The sequence below is a fragment of the Pseudomonas fluorescens genome (assembly GCF_001307275.1).
GTDB lineage: Bacteria > Pseudomonadota > Gammaproteobacteria > Pseudomonadales > Pseudomonadaceae > Aquipseudomonas > Aquipseudomonas fluorescens_AA.
The window spans coordinates 5,529,723-5,549,552 of record NZ_CP012831.1 but is presented as its reverse complement, the minus strand read 5'-3'; the positions used below and the strand labels follow the sequence as shown (position 1 = coordinate 5,549,552).

Annotated in this window: 18 protein-coding genes; 3 read left to right on the top strand and 15 right to left on the bottom strand. The window is 61.7% G+C overall.

Features of this window, described 5'->3' with window-relative positions; all coding sequences use genetic code 11:
- Positions 1–24 precede the first annotated feature (24 nt).
- The 7 genes from AO356_RS24590 to AO356_RS24560 all read right to left on the bottom strand — a co-directional run bounded on the left by AO356_RS24590 (position 25) and on the right by AO356_RS24560 (position 7,982).
- Positions 25–1,077 carry a WD40/YVTN/BNR-like repeat-containing protein gene (locus tag AO356_RS24590; RefSeq protein ID WP_060741985.1) on the bottom strand — a complete coding sequence of 351 codons (1,053 nt, stop codon included), beginning with the start codon at positions 1,075–1,077 and terminating at the stop codon, positions 25–27.
- A gap of 370 nt (positions 1,078–1,447) precedes the next feature.
- Positions 1,448–4,105, bottom strand: a complete 2,658-nt coding sequence (pepN, locus tag AO356_RS24585; RefSeq protein WP_060741984.1) for an aminopeptidase N — start codon at positions 4,103–4,105, stop codon at positions 1,448–1,450.
- A 13-nt stretch (positions 4,106–4,118) separates the two neighbouring features.
- Positions 4,119–4,949 carry a DUF2797 domain-containing protein gene (locus tag AO356_RS24580; RefSeq protein ID WP_060741983.1) on the bottom strand — a complete coding sequence of 277 codons (831 nt, stop codon included), beginning with the start codon at positions 4,947–4,949 and terminating at the stop codon, positions 4,119–4,121.
- Positions 4,946–5,206 (bottom strand): YeaC family protein, encoded by a 261-nt coding sequence (locus tag AO356_RS24575; RefSeq protein ID WP_060741982.1) that lies wholly within the window; start codon positions 5,204–5,206, stop codon positions 4,946–4,948. The genes AO356_RS24580 and AO356_RS24575 overlap by 4 nt, the downstream gene beginning before the upstream one ends.
- Positions 5,207–5,251: 45 nt before the next feature.
- On the bottom strand, positions 5,252–6,124 hold the full coding sequence (locus AO356_RS24570; RefSeq protein WP_060741981.1) for a rhomboid family intramembrane serine protease: 873 nt from the start codon (positions 6,122–6,124) through the stop codon (positions 5,252–5,254).
- Positions 6,121–7,095 carry a metallophosphoesterase gene (locus AO356_RS24565; protein WP_177431676.1) on the bottom strand — a complete coding sequence of 325 codons (975 nt, stop codon included), beginning with the start codon at positions 7,093–7,095 and terminating at the stop codon, positions 6,121–6,123. Before AO356_RS24565 ends, AO356_RS24570 begins: the two co-directional genes overlap by 4 nt.
- A complete protein-coding gene (locus tag AO356_RS24560) occupies positions 7,092–7,982 on the bottom strand; it encodes an NAD(+) kinase (RefSeq protein WP_003180647.1) in 891 nt (296 codons plus the stop codon). The genes AO356_RS24565 and AO356_RS24560 overlap by 4 nt, the downstream gene beginning before the upstream one ends.
- Positions 7,983–8,255: 273 nt before the next feature.
- Between AO356_RS24560 and AO356_RS24555 the strand changes: the two genes are divergently transcribed.
- A complete protein-coding gene (locus AO356_RS24555; RefSeq protein ID WP_060741979.1) occupies positions 8,256–9,221 on the top strand; it encodes a DUF1853 family protein in 966 nt (321 codons plus the stop codon).
- 140 nt (positions 9,222–9,361) lie between these two features.
- Here the strand turns inward: AO356_RS24555 and AO356_RS24550 are convergent, their stop codons facing one another.
- From AO356_RS24550 to AO356_RS24535, 4 genes are all read right to left on the bottom strand, one after another.
- Positions 9,362–10,645, bottom strand: coding sequence for an arsenic transporter (locus AO356_RS24550; protein WP_060741978.1), 1,284 nt, complete (start codon positions 10,643–10,645; stop codon positions 9,362–9,364).
- A 37-nt stretch (positions 10,646–10,682) separates the two neighbouring features.
- On the bottom strand, positions 10,683–11,033 hold the full coding sequence (locus AO356_RS24545) for a metalloregulator ArsR/SmtB family transcription factor (protein ID WP_060741977.1): 351 nt from the start codon (positions 11,031–11,033) through the stop codon (positions 10,683–10,685).
- Positions 11,034–11,509: 476 nt separating this feature from the next.
- The gene (locus AO356_RS24540) at positions 11,510–14,398 is read right to left on the bottom strand and encodes a hypothetical protein (RefSeq protein ID WP_152032443.1); all 2,889 of its coding nucleotides are present in this window, start codon (positions 14,396–14,398) and stop codon (positions 11,510–11,512) included.
- 254 nt (positions 14,399–14,652) lie between these two features.
- Entirely contained in the window at positions 14,653–15,210 is a 558-nt protein-coding gene (locus tag AO356_RS24535) for an NADPH-dependent FMN reductase (protein WP_060741975.1), read from the bottom strand.
- 185 nt (positions 15,211–15,395) lie between these two features.
- Between AO356_RS24535 and AO356_RS31215 the strand changes: the two genes are divergently transcribed.
- Both AO356_RS31215 and AO356_RS24530 read left to right on the top strand, forming a co-directional pair.
- Positions 15,396–15,659, top strand: a complete 264-nt coding sequence (locus tag AO356_RS31215; protein ID WP_081015420.1) for a hypothetical protein — start codon at positions 15,396–15,398, stop codon at positions 15,657–15,659.
- An 86-nt stretch (positions 15,660–15,745) separates the two neighbouring features.
- Entirely contained in the window at positions 15,746–16,639 is an 894-nt protein-coding gene (locus AO356_RS24530; RefSeq protein ID WP_060741974.1) for a LysR family transcriptional regulator, read from the top strand.
- On the opposite strand, the gene AO356_RS24525 is transcribed toward AO356_RS24530, so the two are convergent.
- From AO356_RS24525 to AO356_RS24510, 4 genes are all read right to left on the bottom strand, one after another.
- Positions 16,605–17,219 carry a GNAT family N-acetyltransferase gene (locus tag AO356_RS24525; RefSeq protein WP_060741973.1) on the bottom strand — a complete coding sequence of 205 codons (615 nt, stop codon included), beginning with the start codon at positions 17,217–17,219 and terminating at the stop codon, positions 16,605–16,607. The genes AO356_RS24530 and AO356_RS24525 overlap by 35 nt on opposite strands.
- Before the next feature lie 268 nt (positions 17,220–17,487).
- Positions 17,488–18,249 (bottom strand): DNA polymerase III subunit epsilon, encoded by a 762-nt coding sequence (gene dnaQ, locus AO356_RS24520; RefSeq protein WP_060741972.1) that lies wholly within the window; start codon positions 18,247–18,249, stop codon positions 17,488–17,490.
- A gap of 235 nt (positions 18,250–18,484) precedes the next feature.
- Positions 18,485–18,937 (bottom strand): ribonuclease HI, encoded by a 453-nt coding sequence (gene rnhA, locus AO356_RS24515; protein WP_030142629.1) that lies wholly within the window; start codon positions 18,935–18,937, stop codon positions 18,485–18,487.
- Positions 18,938–19,025: 88 nt separating this feature from the next.
- Positions 19,026–19,784, bottom strand: coding sequence for a class I SAM-dependent methyltransferase (locus AO356_RS24510; RefSeq protein WP_053119806.1), 759 nt, complete (start codon positions 19,782–19,784; stop codon positions 19,026–19,028).
- Positions 19,785–19,830: the final 46 nt, after the last annotated feature.

Here is a 19,830-nt window from a genome sequence, read left to right as displayed (position 1 = left end):
TTATGCCCGTCTTGCAGGCCTGACTCATTTGCTCAGTTCGGCGCCGGTGGACGTGGTGGCGCGCACGCCGCCTTGCCCCGCCAGGATCAGGTTGCCGTTGCCTGCCGCCGTGACGGCCGCCACGGAGATTCGGTCCGGACGGTTGAACACGCTGAAGGTCTCGCCGTCGTCGGTACTGCGCACCACGCTGCCGCCGTTGCCGACAATCACGATGGAACCGTCCGCCAGCAGCGTGGCACCCGACAGGCCGAATTCCAGGCTGCCCCGGGCGGCCTTGAGCTCGACCTGCTCCCAGGTGCCGCCAAAATCGGTGGAACGGTACAGGTTGCCGCGCAAGCCGTAGGCCAGCAGCGTCGAAGGTTGGGCGGTGCCGATGACCCCGAACAGCGAGCCTTCGTACGGACCTTCGACCTTCTCCCAGGTCTGGCCCTCGTCGGCGGAGCGGAACATGCTGCCGGCCTCGCCGACAATGAACAGCCCGGCGTCTTTCACGGCCGCGATCGCATTGAGGTGGAACTGGTCTTCGTTTTCGAGGCGGTCGCTGGCGTCTTCCCAGTGCTTGCCGCCGTCGGTGGTTTCCAGCAGCGCGCCGTAGGCACCCACGGCAAACCCGTTGCTGGCGTCCTTGAACCAGACATCCAGCAGCGGCGCTTCACGGGTGAGGTCTTCGTATTGCTTGGTCCAGGTGCTGCCACCGTCGTCGCTGGCGAGGATCTGCGCGTCGTGCCCCACGGCCCAGCCGTGCTTGTCGTCGACGAAAAACACCGCGGTGAGCAGTTGGCGGCTCGGCACCTTGGCCTGGGTCCAGGACGTGCCCTGGTCGTCGGAATAGACAATGTGCCCACGATCACCGACCGCCACCAGGCGCTGGCCGGCATGGACCACATCGAGCATCAGGGTTTTGCTGGCCTTGGCCGATTCGACGGAATAGATGACATCGGACGTCGACGCCGCAACGGCCATCACCGGTGCCGACAACACCGCAGAGCCCAGCAGCGAGAGCGCCGAAGCCAGCAACGCGATTCTGCGCAGCATCGGCGGCCGGCAGCGGCCCACAGCCATGACAGGCTCATTCATAGACCTTTCCCCCATTATTATTGTTATGGCTTGGTACGTTGCCAGTCCTGGAGCATAGTCCTGAAACCTGCAATCTAGAGCCACTTCGGAAGCTGGCCTATCCTATCGGGCTTTCGAAAGGTCTGACAATCGACGCCGCGTTATCTTTTGTTAACCAGGGGGGCTGGCGCTGGGGGTGAATGGCGGGGTATTCGGTGAGGTGATGGCGAGGGGCCAGGCGGTGACGGGGCTGACGCTATCGCGAGCAAGCTCGCTCCCACAGGGGTTCCATGCTGATCACAGAATAGCTGTTCGCTGGAGATCTACTGTGGGAGCGAGCTTGCTCGCGATGGGAGCACCGCGGTCCGCCAGGCAGACCGCGGCATCAAGGTCACGCCAGGCTCTTGCTCACCACCTCGAACACATCGGCCGACAGCCCGCCGGACGCCAGGATGCGTTCCAGTTCGCCTTTCATCAACGCCTGGCGGGCGCTGTCATATTTGCGCCAGCGGGTCAGTGGCGCCAGCTGCCGCGAAGCGATCTGCGGGTTGAAGCCATTGAGCTGGATCACCAGGTCCGCCAGGAAGCGATAACCCGAACCGTCGGCGGCGTGGAAGTTGATCAGGTTCTGCCCGGCAAACGCACCGACCAGTGCCCGCACCTTGTTCGGGTTCTTGATATTGAACGCCGGGTGTTCCATCAGCGCCTTGACCCGTGCCAGGCCACCGGGCAACGGGCTGCCGGCCTGGACGCTGAACCATTGGTCCATGACCAGCGGGTTGCCCTTGAAGTTTTCCGCGAACACTTCCAGGGCCTTGGCCTTCTCGGTCTCGAACGGCGAGTTGACCAGCACCGCCAGCGCGGTCAGGCGTTCGGTCATGTTGTCGGCGGTGTCGAACTGCTCCAGCGTCGCGCTCAGCACCTCAGGCTTGCCGGTGAGCATCAGGTAGGACAGCGCGATGTTCTGCAACGCGCGGCGGGCGAAGTGCTCGGCCTCGGCCACGTATGGCGTGCGTTTCGACAGGTCGCGGTTGGCTTCATAACGCAGCCACAGGGCTTCGAACAGGTTCTCGGCCAACTGCTGGCGGGCGAACTCACGGGCGGCGTGGATCGCCTCGACGTCGGCCACTTCGCTGATTTCCGTCAGGTAGGCTTCGCTGGGCAGCGAGAGCATTTCCGCGACCATGGCCTGGTCCAGGGATTCGTCCGACAACACGCTGCGCAGCGCACTGACCAGGCGTGGATCCAGCGTCAGGCTGGCGCCCTGCTGATGTTGGGCGATCAGTTCCTGCAACACCTGCACCGACAACTGCTGGCCGGCATCCCAGCGGTTGAAGCCGTCACTGTCGTGTTGCATCAGGAACATCAATTGGTCGCGGTTGTACGGGAAGCTCAGCTTCACCGGCGCCGAGAAACCACGCAGCAACGAAGGCAGCGGTTGTTCGGCGATGTCGATAAACGTGAAGGTCTGCTCCGCTTCGGTCACCGAGATCACCCGGGACGTACCGTTTGCCGCTGCTTCACCGGCCAGCCGCAACGGGATCTCGGCGCCTTGGCTGTCCAGCAGGCCCAGTTCCACGGGAATCACGAATGGCAGCTTTTCCTGCTTGTCCGGGGTCGGCGGGCAACTCTGGCGGAAGGTCAGGCTGTAGGTCTTGGCAGCGGCATCGTAAGACTCGCTCACCGCCAGCCGTGGCGTACCGGCCTGGCTGTACCAACGTTTGAACTGGGCCAGGTCGACGCCGTTGGCATCTTCCATGGCCTTGATGAAGTCGTCGCAGGTCACGGCCTGGCCGTCGTGGCGCTCGAAATACAGGTCACTGCCCTTGCGGAACCCCTCAGGCCCCAGCAGGGTGTGGATCATGCCGACCACTTCCGAACCCTTTTCGTACACGGTCAGGGTGTAGAAGTTGGAGATCTCGATAAAACTGTCCGGACGCACCGGGTGGGCCATGGGGCCGGCGTCTTCGGCGAACTGGTGGGTGCGCAGGTACGCCACGTCCTGGATGCGTTTGACGGTGGCGGAGTTCATGTCGGCGGAGAAGCCGGCGTCGCGGAACACCGTGAAACCTTCCTTGAGCGACAGTTGGAACCAATCACGGCAGGTCACGCGGTTGCCCGACCAGTTATGGAAGTATTCGTGGGCAACGATCGCCTCGACCCGCTGGTGCGCGGCATCGGTGGCGGTTTCGGCGCGGGCCAGCACGGCGCTGGAGTTGAAGATATTGAGACCCTTGTTCTCCATGGCGCCCATGTTGAAGTCGTTGACCGCGACAATCATGAAGATGTCCAGGTCGTACTCGCGCCCGTACACCTCTTCGTCCCAGCGCATCGACTTCTTCAGGCTGGTCATGGCGTGCTGGCATTTGTCGATGTTTTCCGGCTCGACGTAGATGCGCAGCGCCACATTACGCTCGGTCATGGTGGTGAAGGTGTCTTCGACGCACCACAGGTCACCGGCCACCAGGGCAAACAGGTAGGCCGGTTTCTTGAACGGGTCTTCCCAGGTCGCCCAGTGCCGGCCGTCTTCGCCGGGGCCGCTGGCAATCGGATTGCCGTTGGACAGCAGCACCGGATAGCTGTGCTGCTCGGCCACCACGGTGGTGGTGAACTTGCTCATCACATCCGGACGGTCGAGGTAATAGGTGATCTTGCGGAACCCTTCGGCCTCGCACTGGGTGCAGAACATGCTGCCGGATTTGTACAGGCCTTCCAGGGCGGTGTTGGTTTCCGGATGGATCCTGACGGTGGTGTCGACCGTAAAGGCTTGTGCCTTGGGGTGCACGGTCAGGTGATTGTCGTCCAGTTGATAGTCGCCCTGCCCCAGGTCGGCATCGTCGAGCTTGAGGGAGATCAATTCAAGATGCTGGCCATCGAGCACCAGCGGCGGCAGCCCGGCGCCGCGCTCGGGGTTGCGGCGCATCACCAGTTGCGCATGGACCAGGCTGTGGTCCTCGAACAACTCGAAGGTCAGGTGTGTTTCGTCGATCAGGTACTCGGGGGCCTGATAGTCCTTGAGGTAAATCATCTTCGGTTGTTCGGTGCGCATGGGTCGAATCCTTCTACTGATGCACGGCGAGCTGGTAGGCCGTGTATTTACGAATGTTGATCACGCCGGTGTCGAAAATCAGGTATTGGCCCTTGATCCCCAGCAGCGTGCCTTCGGCGATCGGGTTCTTGTCCAGGTTGAAGCTGACGATCTTGGTCGGGTACTGCTCCACCGGATACCGAATCTCGATGGGCTCGACGTCCGCTATGGTCTGGATCGCTTGCAGGCCGAATCGTTCCTGCAAACCCTGCAATCCCTGGGCGCAGCTTTCGAACAGCGAATCGCGGATCGCCGGCAGGTCCACCGCTGTCGCGTCGCCCTTGAGCAAGGCGCGCCAGTTGGTCTTGTCCGCCACCTGGCTGCGGAACAGGTCCTCGACAAACCCTGACTGCTGGCGCGTGGCGACCCGCAGGATCGGCAGTGCCTGGCTGGCGCCCTGGTCCAGCCAGCGGGTCGGCAATTGCGTGGCACGGGTGATGCCGACTTTCACGCCGGAGGAATTGGCCAGGTAGACCACATGATCGGTCATGCAGAATTGCTCGCCCCAGGCCGGGTCACGGCAGGTGCCCGCGTCGAAATGGCAACGCTCCGGGCTCATGATGCACAGGTCGCACTGGGCCAGCTTGGTCATGCAAGGGTAGCAGTAACCCTGGCTGAAGCTGGTCTTGGTCCGGCGCCCACAATGGGTGCAGTGGATCGCACCGAGGTACTCCAGGCGGATCGTGCTGCCGATCAACGGGTTGACCGGCACCTCGACCTCGTCCAGGCGAAAGGCGTATTGAACGGTCGGCCCGTCAAGGCGTGCCGACATCTTGCTGATTGCACCGCGGCCAATCTCGATCAATGGATGGCGTCCGACTTGAACAGGATATTGGGCACTTCGGTCGACTTCGACTGGCATTCCTGCGGGCCCATGTAGCCGGTGCGCTCGTCTTCGGGCAGGTTCTGGATTTCCCAGGCGATCATGGCCTGCAACGACAACTCGCGCTGCTCGGCGGTGAGCTTGTTGCCGTCGGCCCATTTACCGATTTCCACGGCCAGTTTCAGGCTCTTGTAGATATCGGGGGTGATGTTCTTGATCATTTCGTTGAAGGAAGACATGGGTTCTCCGCGCAATCGCGCATTCTCAAAAGGCACAGGCGCCGGTCAAAGGGCCATTTTACGGCGAGCGAACAGCCCGCCCAACAAGCCCGTGAAGCACCCGACGAGCAGCCCGCCGACGTGGGCCGCATTGGCGATTTCACCGAAGCCGATCAGCGAAACCAACCCGGACAGGCACAGCAGCAACCACACCAGCATCATCACCAGCACCCCACGGGGCAAGTGATAGGCCGGATTCGGTGCGAGCAGTTGGTAGATCCAGCAATGGCCCAGCAGGCCGTACAGCACACCGGACAAGCCGCCGAACAGCGTCGGCCCGCTGAAAAAGTACTGGGCGAAATTGGAGACGAGGCTGAACAACAGCGTCAGCCCCAACAGGTTGATACCGCCCTGGCGCGCTTCGATCCGTCGCCCCAGTTCCCAATACCACATGCCATTCATGGCGATGTGCAGGAAGCCGAAGTGAATCAGCATCGGCGTTACCAGGCGCCACCACTGCCCCGCCGCCAGGCTATCGCCCAGCGGCGTGAACTGGATGTAGTCGCCAACGACGCGAAACTCGAGGAAGGTCAGCCAGCGTAGCGTCGCAAGATTCTCCCCCAGCAGGGTGACCGCGCTGACAATCAGGCTCAGCAACAGCACCAGGGCCGTCACTGGATGGCGGGTCAATTGCTGGACGAACCCGGCTCGCCGGGAAGTGCCCCCCGTGTCCGGCAGTTCCAACTGCTGATCGGGATCGCCGGCGGGAAAACGGGCGTACAACGCACGCACGTTCTCGCTGATTTCATCCGGCACCCAGAGCACCTGCTCACCCGCCTCTTCGCTGACGCGATGGGGCACCTGCATGCGCTGCAGCAGCTTGACGAAGCCGCTCAGGTCCACTGCCAGGGGCAGGCGCAGAACCGCGACAGCACTCATTTCACCACCTCCGGCCGCTCGACATCGACCCAGACGAACTTGTGCGGATCCAGGCGGGTTTCCTGGTCGAGGCGATAGGCGACCAGCTTGCCGTAGAGCACCGCGCTGTAATCCAGGCAGGCCAGGTTCGGGCGGATCGGCGCGGGTTTGCCGCTGCGCCAATAGTGACCGACGAACAACAGCGGCTCATCGACGCCATAGCGCAGCAGGTTGTTTTTTTCATCCGACGACAACGGCGTGCGAGCCACCGGTTCCGGCAAGGCGTCGGGCTGGAACACGATGTCGCCGTAAGTCTGCGGGTTGTCTTCCCAGAACTTGGTGCGGAAAAACGAACGGGTCAGGCCGTCGCCGCCCGTCAGCGTCAGGCCGTGGGGCAGGCGCATGTCCGTGCCGCGCAGCAAGCGATCGAACACCGTGCAGGCAAAACTGCCCGGTTGCGCCGAGGCCTGGAGGAAATGCTCGTCGACACAACCGTCCGGGAACAGGCCCCGCAGCGGTTCGATCAGGCCGGCATCCCAACAGGCGTGCACCACCCGGAAGCGGCCAGCGTCGACAAACAGCGGCAGCTCATAGAACCATTCGAGAAAGTCATGCCAGTCGCCGGGATGCTGCTCGAACTGGGTCAGTGTCTCGTTGAGCAGGCGGGCATGGCGCGGCGTGTGTTCGCGCACGTAGCGCTGGCCGCTGCCCGGCAATGCCGGTGTGCTCCAGCCCAGGGCGTTGAACTCGTGGTTGCCCATGATGCACAGCGCTTGGCCGGCCATGACCATGTCATGGACGATGTGCAGCGCCTCGCGGATCCGCGGGCCACGGTCGATGATGTCCCCCAGGAACACGGCCATGCGCGACGGATGCCGCCAGACCCCGCCCTGCTTGTGGTAACCGAGTCGGTCCAGCAGGTGTTCCAGGGTCAGGGCGCATCCATGCACGTCACCGATCAAATCGTAACTGCGCGCAGGATCGAGCATCAGTCGCCTCCACCCCCCAACCGACTGCCCCAGCCAAGCTTGGTCCGGCAGACTTCGTAGTAATTGTGATCCAGCGGATGGATCAGGCGCAGCTTCTGCGCTTTTTTGCTGACGGTGATGGTGTCGCCCGGCGCGCAGGTGAAATGGTTCTGGCCGTCACAGGACACTTGCGGGTAGATCTGCATATCCTTGGACACGACGATTTTCAGCTCACTGTTGCCATCGACCACGATCGGTCGCCCAGACAAGGTATGGGGGTACATGGGCACAATCACAATAGCGTCGAGCTTGGGATGCATGATCGGCCCGCCGGCCGACAGCGCATAGGCGGTGGAACCGGTGGGGGTGGCGACGATCAGGCCGTCGGCTTTCTGGCTGCAGACGAACTGGCCGTCGATGTACAGCTCGAACTCGATCATTCGTGTGGATTTACCGGGGTGCAGCACCACGTCGTTGAGGGCATCGCCCTGGCCGATGGCCTCGGCATGACGGCGGACCTCGGCCTGCAGCAGGAAGCGGTTTTCCACCAGGTAGTGGCCGTCCAGCACCTCGGCGACCTTGATCTCCAGCTCGTCGGGGCGGATATCGGTGAGGAACCCCAGGCTGCCCCGGTTGATCCCCAGCACCGGGATGTTGTGTCGTGCCAGGGCCCGGGCGGCCCCCAGCAGGCTGCCGTCGCCGCCGACCACGATGACCATGTCACAGACTTCGCCAAGCATCTTGCGCGACGACGTCTGCAGGCCATGGCCCGGCAGGACTTCGGCGATGGTATCTTCGAGGATCACATGCAGGTGCCGCTCCAGGAGGAAACGTTTGAGACGGCGAACGGTGTCCAACACCTGCGAACTGCCCAGGCGACCGATGATGCCGATATTGCGAAATTGCTCCATGAGGCTCCTGCGAGGGTCTGCGGCGGGCGAAAAACACGATTATGGGCGAAAGCGCGCCGTAGACAAAATCCTTTAAGCCTTGCCCATGGCGCAATGCTGTTCATCCAAGGTTTAGCTGAACCACTGTGGCGAGGGAGCTTGCTCCCGCTGGACTGCGAAGCAGACCCCTTGGGGCGGTTGCTATGCAACCGAGCGGGAGCAAGCTCCCTCGCCACGGGTTCTTTACTTTCCTGGAATGAACAGCATTGGCCACAGAGCGGCTATGCTCGCAAAATGATCCTGTTCCCTGAATTGCTGGACTTGCCCCGACGCCTGCACCATCCCGAAGTGCGCGATCTCGCGTGGGCGATCATCGCCCCGCCGATGCTCATCGACACGCCCTGGCCCCAGCGCCATCCCCTGGCTGGCAGTGACTGGGTGCAGGAGCCTGGCCGACTGGAACACTGGCTGCGGCAACTGGACCGCGACAGCTATCCGTTGCTGCACTGCCTGTCCCAAGGGCGAACGCGCCGCCTGGGCCTGTATTACGAAAGACTGTGGCAGTTTGCCGTGCAGCATGCCCCAGGCATCGAATTGATCGCCGCGAACCTGCCGATCCGACGCGAAGGCCATACCCTGGGGGAACTGGACCTGTTGCTGCGTGATCGCGACGGCATCCACCACCTGGAGCTGGCTATCAAGTTGTACCTCGGGCCCCAGCACGGAAACGGGCTGGACGCCGCGCAATGGCTGGGCCCGGGTTGCCATGACCGGCTCGACCGCAAGCTGGCGCATCTGCGCGAGCACCAACTGCCGATCTCCGCCCGCCCGGAAAGCCGCGAGGCCCTAGCGGCACTGGGGATCGAGCCTTCGGGCCTCGAACTGTTTCGCTCCGAACTCTGGCTGGGCGGGTATTTGCTCTACCCCTGGCCGGGCCAGGCCGAACCACCGGCCGGTGCCCATCCCAGGCATTTACGCGGGCGCTGGCTGCATCAACGGGACTGGTCTGCGTTCATCGCCCAACGTCCGCCGGGCCGCTGGCAACCCCTGCCCCGCGCCGCCTGGCTGGCCCCGGCGCATTATCCGGCCGAACAAACCTGGAGCACCGCGCAACTGGAGGCCTGGCGTATGGCCCTGGACCCCATGGCGCCGGCGCAATTGATGGTGCGCCTGAGCGAAAACGCCGAGGGTGATTGGGAAGAAGCCGAGCGGGTGTTCCTGGTGGCGGATCGTTGGCCGGATGTGCCGGGCGGTGGCTGAGCCTTGTGCTGCCTGTCAGGGCCTCATCGCGAGCAAGCTCGCTCCCACATTGGAAAGCACTTTTCTGCAAAAGTGAGTTCCCACACTGGAATGCACGCCCTTGTGGGAGCGAGCTTGCTCGCGATGAAGCCAACTCGGTTCTAGAAGGACAACCGCACAGCCAGCGCCGCCAACGTCACCAGCAATACCGGCACGGTCAGCACAATCCCGACCTTGAAGTAATACCCCCAGCCGATCTGGATGTTCTTGCGCGCCAGCACATGCAGCCACAGCAACGTCGCCAGGCTGCCAATCGGCGTGATTTTCGGGCCCAGGTCACTGCCGATGACGTTGGCGTAGATCATCGCCTCCTTCACCGCCCCGGTGGCCTGGCTGGCATCGATGGACAAGGCGCCGATCAGCACCGTCGGCAAATTGTTCATGGCCGACGAGAGCAGCGCCGTCAGCACACCGGTGCCCATGGCCGCGCCCCAAACGCCATATTCGGCGAAACCGTCGAGCCAGTGGGCCAGGTAACCGGTCAGCCCGGCGTTGCGCAGGCCATAGACCACCAGGTACATGCCGAGGGAAAAGATCACGATCTGCCAGGGCGCTTCCTTCATTGCCTTGCGGGTGGAGATCTTGTGGCCGTGGGCCGCGACCGCCAGCAGCAACGCAGCACAGACCGCCGAGATCGCACTGATGGGAATCCCCAGGGGCTCCAGGGCAAAGCAGCCCAGCAGCAGGATCACCAGTACCGCCCAGCCGGCATAAAACGTCGCCTTGTCGTGGATCGCCGTCGCCGGATCATCCAGTTGATCGGGGTCATAGTCGCGCGGAATGTCGCGACGGAAGAACCACAGCAGAATGGCCAGGCTGGCCGCCACGCTCACCAGGTTCACCGGCACCATGACCGCCGCGTAACGGTTGAAACCAATGCCGAAGAAGTCCGCCGAGACGATGTTCACCAGGTTCGACACCACCAGCGGCAGGCTCGCACTGTCGGCAATGAAACCGGCGCCCATCACGAACGCGAGGGTCGCCGCCGGGGAAAACCGCAGTGCCAGCAGCATCGAGATCACAATAGGGGTCAGGATCAACGCTGCCCCATCATTGGCAAACAACGCCGACACCAGCGCCCCCAGCAACACCATGAACGCAAACAGCTTGCGCCCGCTGCCCTTTCCCCAGCGGGCCACATGCAAGGCCGCCCAGGCGAAGAACCCCGCCTCGTCCAGCAGCAGGCTGATGATGATCAGCGCGACGAACGTCCCGGTGGCGTTCCAGATGATCTGCCAGACCAGCGGGATATCACTGACCTGCACCACCCCGCTCAACAAGGCCAGCACCGCCCCCAGCGTCGCACTCCAGCCAACGCCCAGCCCCTTGGGCTGCCAGATCACCAACGTAATGGTCAGCAGGAAAATCAATGACGCGATGAGCATGCGCTACAGCCTTGAAAAAGGGATGGGAAAAAAGTAATCAGCAGCAACGTGCCACCGGACGATCAGGCATGGCATTCAAGCGCTGCACATCCGCTGTCAGCCAGGCGGTACTGGCCGCCAACGCCTGCTCCAGCATCGTACTGACCCAGGCTGGTAACTGTGGGTGCTGGCGGTAATAAACCCACTGCCCCTGGCGTCGGTCGCTGAGCAGCCCAGCGTTGCGCAACTGCGCCAGGTGCCGGGAGATCTTCGGCTGGCTCAGGCCCAGCGCGGCGGTGAGCTCACAGACACACAACTCGCCTTCACGGGCCACCAGCAACGCAATGCGCGTACGGGTGTCATCGGCCAGGGCCTTGAAGACATCGACGGGATTGGGGGAATCGGGCATGGCGTGGGAAAGCCTGGGATGAGCGAATGGCGAATATATGGAAATTCGAATATCCAGTAAAGCAGGGATTTGGATTTGCCAGACGCGTTTGCAGATGTACATGCACTTGTGGCGAGGGGATTTATCCCCGCTGGACTGCGCAGCAGGCCCATAAGGTCTTGACCCAGGGCGTCTGCTGCACAGCCGAACGGGGCGGTGCGACGTTTCGCCAAATCCCCTCGCCAAAGGGAGAAGTGTAAACTCGGCTGAAGGTGGGGACGTTATCCAGCGTACGGTTCGCCCAGCTCAATCAAGGGCTGGATACCCAGTTTGCCCGCTGTCGCATCGTTTCTTCTCGATAATAAATGCGTCCCCTTTTCCGATAATAAATGCGTCCCCTTTTCCACTTATCTACATAGGACTTTCATTCTTAAAATAAATGCGCCCCCTTTTCTTTGTATCAGATGTAATTACATTGTTCTGTTGTATTTCAGTTTTTAATATTGATAAATGCGAATGTCGTCGATGTGTACATCCTCCCTTAGACCTGCAGCTACCAACCCTATAGCATATGAGTTTTTACGCCCTTCGGCCATGTAAGTATATGTTCGCCATTCAGTAGAGAGAAGATGGGAGCCGTTAAAGTCATCACTAGGGTACACCGCGAAATTTAACACAGTTCCACTGTAAACGCTGCGCGCTCGGACACTGATTTTATAACGCTCGCCAATAAGCAGAGGCGTTGGTGCTAAGCTCAGACTTGACGCGTGCAGGTAGTGATTGCCATTCTCCTCACAGACCTCTGCCCCAACGCTCAGTGACCAACCATTCAAGTCTCCATTGGTGAACGGCGTATAGTGAATCAGTAGAGGAGCCATGACGACATATGGGCGTATCGGAAAGATAACAGCCTCACTTAGGTTATTGCTGCGATTGAAATTCACCTTCAGCACAACTTTGAGCTCAGAACCGTTGCGCAGTTTCTCAAGTTCGGCCCGAGGGAGCTCCTTGGACAACCCAGCAGATACTTCGCCCTGGACAACTTCTTTATTGGTGTAAAGCGTAATCGTGTAGTCAGACCCATCGCTGGCGACCCCTTCGCAGCTTAGCCAGACCCGCTGGCCGGCGGCAATCAGCGGCCAAGGTGCCGCCGTGACACGGGCATCCCCCGTGAAGCTACCCAGGTCCAACTCACTACCAATTCCCCCCTGCGCTGCCTCCGGAATCAGAGGCATCGCCAGGCTGGCCGCAGGCATCGCCTGTACATTCAGCGTAAACGAATCCGAAGGTGGCGACTCCACGCCAGCCTGGATCGCCGTATAGGTAACAGTCACCGCCTTGCCCAAGCTAAACGCCACTACGCTGTTGTCGATCGGCACTTCCCAGCCGTCCCTGACCAGCCATTCGTCCGAGGTGTACGAACCCTCGGCCGGCGTGCCCGGGGCGCCGGTCCAGGTGACTTTCAGTTTGTCGCTGGGCTGCAGCGCGGCGTTGGCCGGTACCACGATGGTCAGCGAATCCTTGGCATTGACCGGGTTCAGGGTGGCACCGTTGGCCTCTTTCACCGAGGGGGCCGTCAGTTCCAGGGCCGAACCGACCGTCAGGTGCCGGACGATGGAGTTGCCCAGGAGCGTAGCGCCACGGGTGATGGAGTAGCTGACATCCACGGTGCCGTTCAGGTTGCCGCTCACATAAGTGAACGGCACGGTAAAGGGAACCGCCTTGCCCGCCGTATTACCCGTCAAGGTTCTTGACTGGTCCGGGGCATTGCTCATTGAGCCGCGCCAGCGCAGCACGACAACATCCTCGGGCAGGGTTGCGGTGTAGGTGGCGATGACGTTGGCGCCGATGGCGGGGTTGACGTCGTCCGGGTTCAGCACGTCGTTGGGCGCTTCCACCACCGTTGGGATCGGCAGCGACGGCGCCGCGGCACCCACCGTCAACCTCAAGGACTCCGATTCGGGCTGACCGTTCACGCTGTAGTACACCGTGAGCGAACCGCCATCGAGGCGCTTGACCTGCTCTTTGTCCAGGTTCGCCAATACCGGCGCGCCAACCGCCTCCCCGCCCACGATGGCCGTCACTTCATGATAAGTCGGAAGCGTGGTGGAGGTACGACCGTCGCAAATGATGATGATCTCATCGCCAGCCACACGTCCCGGATAGTAAGGAACGGAAAGCGTGTAGAAATTCAGGTCCGGGTCCAGCGTGCCGCCCACGGCTTCCACAATGTCGGGGGCCAGGTATTGGCGGGTATCGCCGATCACGGTCACGGAGGTGCTTTTCGACGGAAGGTCCCTCTCGCCACTGCGGATCCGCACGTAACCCACCGTGGCCCGCCCTTTGGCGATCGCCGCGACATCGGCATGGGGGATGGTGAAATCGTAGAAGTAGGGAATGGTTTGAACCGTTTCCTCCAGCGGACCGACGATCACCGGTGAACTGTCGGCGGCGGTGCCGCGCCAGGTCATGCGCAAGAGATCTCCGATGGCATGCTCGTAGCGGTTGGCGGTGACCCGCACAGTGACCGGATTTCCGGCCAGTTCGGCGAGGTCGACTTCTTCAACGGGAAAACCATTGACCAGCACCAACGGCGGATCGAGCCGGTTGTTGTTCAGATCGACCAAAATCCGGGTCACCGCCGACCAGCGCCAGTACCCGCCTGGGTAATTGCCGCATTCATCCACCACCTGATAGGCCACGGCGATGCCATCGCTGTCGCCGGCTCGCTCGATCACATCGAGGGGGACGGTGATAACGATCTCCCCGCCCGCTTCCTCTTCGTCTCTGGTCACCGTGTGGTAGACATTTTCCGTGCCCCAGGCCACGTTGATCCTGTCATTACGACGCATGAACAGGTACGGCTTGATCGTGACCGGCACACCGGCCTCGGCCTCATCGGGGCCGACGCCGTTGTCGAGGATGTCTTGGGGGATCGAATACCGCAAACCCGAGTGACCCGGGGTGCCTTGGTCCTCATCGAAACCGCCGGGCGGGTCGAGTTTGACCAACAGTTTCCACTGCGGCTGCGACTCTTCAGGCCGCGCTGCACCTACGCGCAGCACACTGTAGAACACCGGAAAGGCATCGCCCCTGACGATGTGCCCCTCATCGATACGGAAAGCCAGTTGATGGTTCTTTTGATCTTGATCGATCTCAGTGCTCCACACGGGCGTTGCCTCGTCCTTCCAGTAGAACTTGAAGGCGTCACCAATCTCCATGCTGGTCCAGGGATCAACGATGCAGAGCAATCCCCCCTCCACCAATCTGGCCGGGATGCCGGCGTCATACCCCTCGACGGAGAGCGTCCAGCCCGGGATCCAGGGAGGATCAAGGCTCAGAGGGTTGCTGTCAGGCACATAACGCGGAGGAAATCGCTTTTTCATGGAGAACACCTCGACGCTTGAAGGGCTGCCCAATAAAACAGTAGAGGCGCAGTGAACGTGAGGTGATTAGGACGCACTGGAATGGGAGCGTCTACTGTCAGAGTTGACAGTAGGGTGGGATTTAAAGCGATACATGAAACCCGTGGCGAGGGAGCTTGCTCCCGCTCGGTTGCGCAGCGACCGCCAAAAGGGGCCTGCTGCGCAGTCCAGCGGGAGCAAGCTCCCTCGCCACAGGGTTTCTTAAATCTCGGTTATCAGGCCTTCTTATGTTGCTCGACCCACTTGCCGTAGGCATCAATGAATTTCTGCAAGAACGGCTTCAACGACTCCGACAGCTTGCCCGCCTCGTCGAACGCCGTCCCAGCGTTACTCAGGTAGCCTTCCGGCTGCTGCATGCAGGGCACGTCAAGGAACACCAGGGACTGGCGCAAATGATGATTGGCGCCGAAACCGCCAATGGCACCCGGCGAAGCGCTGATCACCGCGCCCGGTTTGCCGCTCAGGCAACTCTGGCCGTAGGGACGCGACCCCACATCGATGGCATTTTTCAACGGTGCCGGCACCGAACGGTTGTACTCCGGCGTGACGAACAACAAGGCATCGGCCGCGCCTACCTGCTGGCGGAAAGTGCTGTAGGCTGCCGGAGGGGAAACATCGATGTCTTCGTTGTAGAGCGGCAACTCGCCAATCTCGATGATATTCAGCTTGAGGTTGGCTGGCGCCAGGTCAGCCAGTGCCAGCGCGACCTTGCGGTTGATCGATGCCTTGCGCAGGCTGCCCACCAAAACGGCCACTGTGTAGACATTACTCATGAGAGGCTTCTCGACTGTCGGCTCAAAGGAGCCTGTAGTTATAGATGATCGGGGTGACAATTGGACCAGTGGAGCGACAAAAACCGGCCGGCTGGACTATTTTTTTCATGTAGGAAAACTTACCGCGCTTGACCAGGGTCTACAGAACCGCAAATCGAGTGATTTATTTCCAGAGGTTCTAAGCAATGGCAGCAGTACTTGTCGGACAATTTCATGCGCGGGACGCCGAAGGTCGCGTCTATTCAGTGCATGAGTTTCAGGAATCGACCCCGTCGCCCGACGGAAACGGCAAGGAGCCTGTCACTACCTATAAATTGGCTATCGGTGATCGAGTCAACAAACTCGACGACGGCAAATTTATTCTCGTGCAATCTCAAATCGAATTGACGCGCGAACCGGAAACGCCACTGCCCACTCAAACGCCCGCTGAAACGCAAATAGCTTCATAACCGTTGGTTATGAGCAGAAGTCATACCCGGACTTGGGTTAGGATTCAGCCACTCAATGGCTCATCCGCCGAACATGGACTTCTTGCATGCGTTTACGCCACATCGAAGTGATCCAGGCGCTGCTGCAGACCGGCCACCTCGGCACGGCGGCCGAATGGCTGCAACTGCCGGTGGCGGAGGTCGAGGCGATATTGCGCGACGCCGAGGCCCAATTGGGTTTCATGCTGTTCGCCAGCGTGCGCGGCCGTTTGCAGGCGACCCGGGAAACCCTTGAATTGCGCGACGGTATCACACGGGTGTACGACACCCTCGAACCGGTGCAGCGCCTGGCCAGCAGCCTGAAACACCATCAGGCAGCCCCCTTGCGCATTATCTGCACACCGCCGCTGGCCCAGCGGTTGCTGCCCCAGAGCATCGCCGCCTTGCGTCGTCGCCATCCGGATGCGCCGTGCACCCTGCTCAGCCGACCGACCCGCGACATCGTCCACAGCCTGCTGTTGCGCGAAAGCGACCTGGGCCTGAGCCTGCACGACCCTGAACATCCCGACATCCATTGCCAGATGATCGCCCAGGGCAAACTGCAATTGCTCGCGCCCCACGGCTGGCTGCAACCCCGTCAAAAATATATTTCGCTTCAGGACCTGGCGGGCCAGCCGTTGGTGGGCCTGGATGGCCATGACCCGCTGAGCCCTGCATTCGAGCATAAACTGGCGGCGTTGCGACCGGCGCCCATGATCCAGCTCCGCGTCCAGACCCATCAGATGATGCGCGCCATGGTCGAGGCCGGCGAAGGCCTGGCCATCGTCGACCCGTTCACCGCCTCGGGCGCCAAGGACGGCGGCCTCGACGTCTGCCCGGTATCGCCCGCCATCGCGATCGGCCTCTATGCCTTGAGTCTCAACGGCGCACCCTCTTCACCCGCCCTTCAATCGCTGCTGGAACGAATTACGGAACAAGCCGAGGCGTTGCTGAGCCACTGATCGACATGCCCAATGGGTCGTCGAACAGCCGGTACCAGAACAGCGCGACTTCGGCGGTATGCCGGTCAATGCCGCGATAGCGCAGGTGATCGATACCACCCAGCACATAACCGCAACGCTCATAGAGCCGGCAGGCGCCCAGATTGTTGTTCTGGGTCTCGAGCATGATGCCCGGCAGTTTTTTCTTGCGGCTCCAGAACTGGGCGACATCGAGCAACGCCTTGGCCACTCCGTGGCGACGGGCCGGGGCGTGTACCGCCAGCTCGTCGATGTGGGCATAGCCGTTCCAGTTGGTACTGACCACCAGGTGCCCGACGGGCTGGTCATCAAGGTAGGCCATGAAGATCTCGCTGTCCGGGGCATCGCGGAAGCTGCTGAACTCTTCGGGATCGATGCCATAGCACTTGCGATAGGGAACGATGGGCGTCACCGGCCACTGGCTGACGGGACGGCCGATTTGCGCCGTCGCGTAGTCGCTGACTTCAAAGCTGAAATCGCTGCCCCAGATGTAGGCGGCAAAGCCATCATCGACGATGCGCACCGACAGCCCGGGGTGCTTGGGATTCATGACCGGTTGCATACTGGGGAAGGTCCTCATTCCTTGAAGCACCCAACGGCGTGGTGCCATCCATTGCCCTTGTCTTTCAAATCATCACACATCAAGCGGGATCCGTACCGTAGCCTGCCCGTTACCTCAGGGTAGAAGGTCGTGGCGATTGTGGCGAGAAATGAACAATGGATGACCCTGCGGGAGCGAGCCTGTTCGCGATGGCGGTCGTTCAACCAGCATCAATGCTGGATGTGCCGCCGTCATCGCGAGCAAGCTCGCTCCCACAGGAGAGGGTTCATCAGTGCGTGGCGGCCTGTGCCTCGGCCAACTGCGTCCACAATGCCGGAGCACCCGCGGACTTGGCGATGGCTTCCAGACGCGCGGCATGCTCGGCCAGGTCGCTTTCGCTGGCGCGGATGATCCGCGATGGCTGGCGGTCGGCGGGCAAACGGCGAATTTCCGTGGCCTGGTTGCCGGAGCCTTCGCCGGTGCCGTTACCGTCCGAGGCGTTGCCGGCCAGGGACAGGCTGGTCTGGCCGCCGGTCATGGTCAGGTAGACGTCGGCCAGGATCTCGGAGTCGAGCAAGGCGCCGTGCAGTTCACGACCGGAGTTGTCGACACCGTAGCGCTTGCACAAGGCGTCGAGGCTGTTGCGCTGCCCCGGATGCCGTTCCCGGGCCATCATCAGGGTATCGAGGATGGTGCAATGCTGGGTGATGTCGGCCCGATCGTGCTGCCCCATCAGGGCGAATTCGTTGTTGATGAACCCGACGTCGAACGCCGCGTTGTGGATGATCAACTGCGCGCCCTGGATGAATTCGAAGAACTCATCGGCCACTTCGGCAAAACGCGGCTTGCCCACCAGGAACTCGTTGGTGATGCCGTGGACGCCGATAGCGCCCTCGTCACTTTCACGGTCCGGTTGCAGGTAAACGTGGAAGTGGCGACCGGTCAGGCGCCGGCCGATCAGCTCGACACAACCGATTTCAATAATCCGGTGACCATCGGTCACCGGCATGCCGGTGGTTTCGGTATCCAGTACTACAGATCTGTTGGCCATCAGTGTTCAGCTCTCAACGGGCAGTCTTGCAAAAGCGCGGATCTTAACACGCTCACGCCAGTGCATCCGCAATGTCCTGTCAGCCAGGCTTTTTATGGCTTGGCGCTCTTGTGGCGAGGGAGCTTGCTCCCGCTCGGTTGCGCAGCGACCGCCCCAGGGGCCTGCTTCGCAGTCCAGCGGGAGCAAGCTCCCTCGCCACAGGTGTCATCCTGTCCAGATCCTGACAACCCCCCTATCAGGCCTGCTTGTAGCCCCGCACCTCATCCACCCCACGATTGGCCAACTGGTCGGCCCGTTCGTTGCCGTGGTGGCCGATGTGGCCACGCACCCATTTCCAGGTGACGTTGTGGCGGTTGACCTGCTCATCCAGCAGCTTCCAGAGGTCGGCGTTTTTCACCGGTTCCTTCGCCGCCGTCTTCCAGCCGCGCTTCTTCCAGTTGGCCATCCACTCGTTGATGCCTTTCATCACGTATTGCGAGTCGGTCACCAGCAATACATCGCAAGGCCGCTTGAGCTCTTCCAGGCCACGGATGGCGCCCATCAGCTCCATGCGATTGTTGGTGGTATTGGCTTCGCCGCCCCAGAGTTCCTTCTCCACGCCCTTGCACACCAGCAACGCGCCCCAGCCGCCCGGGCCGGGGTTGCCCTTGCAGGCGCCATCAGTGAAGAGTTCTACGCTATCGCTCATGCCAATCTATCCAGAAAAAATGCAAAGGCCAGCCGATCAGGCGGTTGATGCCTGTAGTCGAAAGGCCGGCCAGGCCTGCTAAAAGGGGTTATGGCTCGATGTGACGACGATTGACCTTGGCCATCGGCAAGGGAATCAGCTTGCCCATCGGCTCGCGTCGCGCCTGACGCACCGGGCGCAGCCCGACCGCGATCTTGCGCGCCACCAGCAGGTAGAAACCACCGCCGGACAGCTGCCAGTCGCCGGCCTTGCGCTCCCAGCCGGCCAGGCGAGCCTGCCACTTGGGTGACGCAAGCGGCGGACGATAGCACCCGAAGCGGCGTTTCTCCAGCGCGAAGCCCAGCAGGTTGAGCCAGTCGCCGACCCTCGACGCCGAGATGCAGCGGGCCTGGCGCAAGGCGTCGTGGGCAAACACATGACGCAACCCCCAGGTGCTCCAGGGGTTGATACCGATGATCAACAGATGCCCGCCGGGGCGCACGCTGCTGGCGGCTTCACGCAGCAAACCGTGGGGCGACAGGCAGAAATCCAGGCCGTGCTGCATGACCACCACGTCGGCGGCATGTTCGCTCAGCGGCCAGGCCTGCTCCTCGCAGACGATTTCCACCCCAGGCAACGGCGCCCCCAGGCGTACGTTGCGCTGGACCTGCGGTGCCGACGGCGGCGTTTGCGCCGAAGGCCCGTAGTGCACCAGATAGCCGCCAAAGAACCGGCCCAACTCGTCTTCGAGCATGCGCCGTTCCTCTTCCAGCAAAAATTGCCCGACAGGGCCGGACAGCCATTCACGGGCCGCGCTGATCAACGCCAGCCAGTCAGGATCAGCCTGAGCGAACGCTTCATCGGTCATTGCATTCTCCAACGCGTCAGGAAGTTCTAAGATGCGCCTTTGTTTT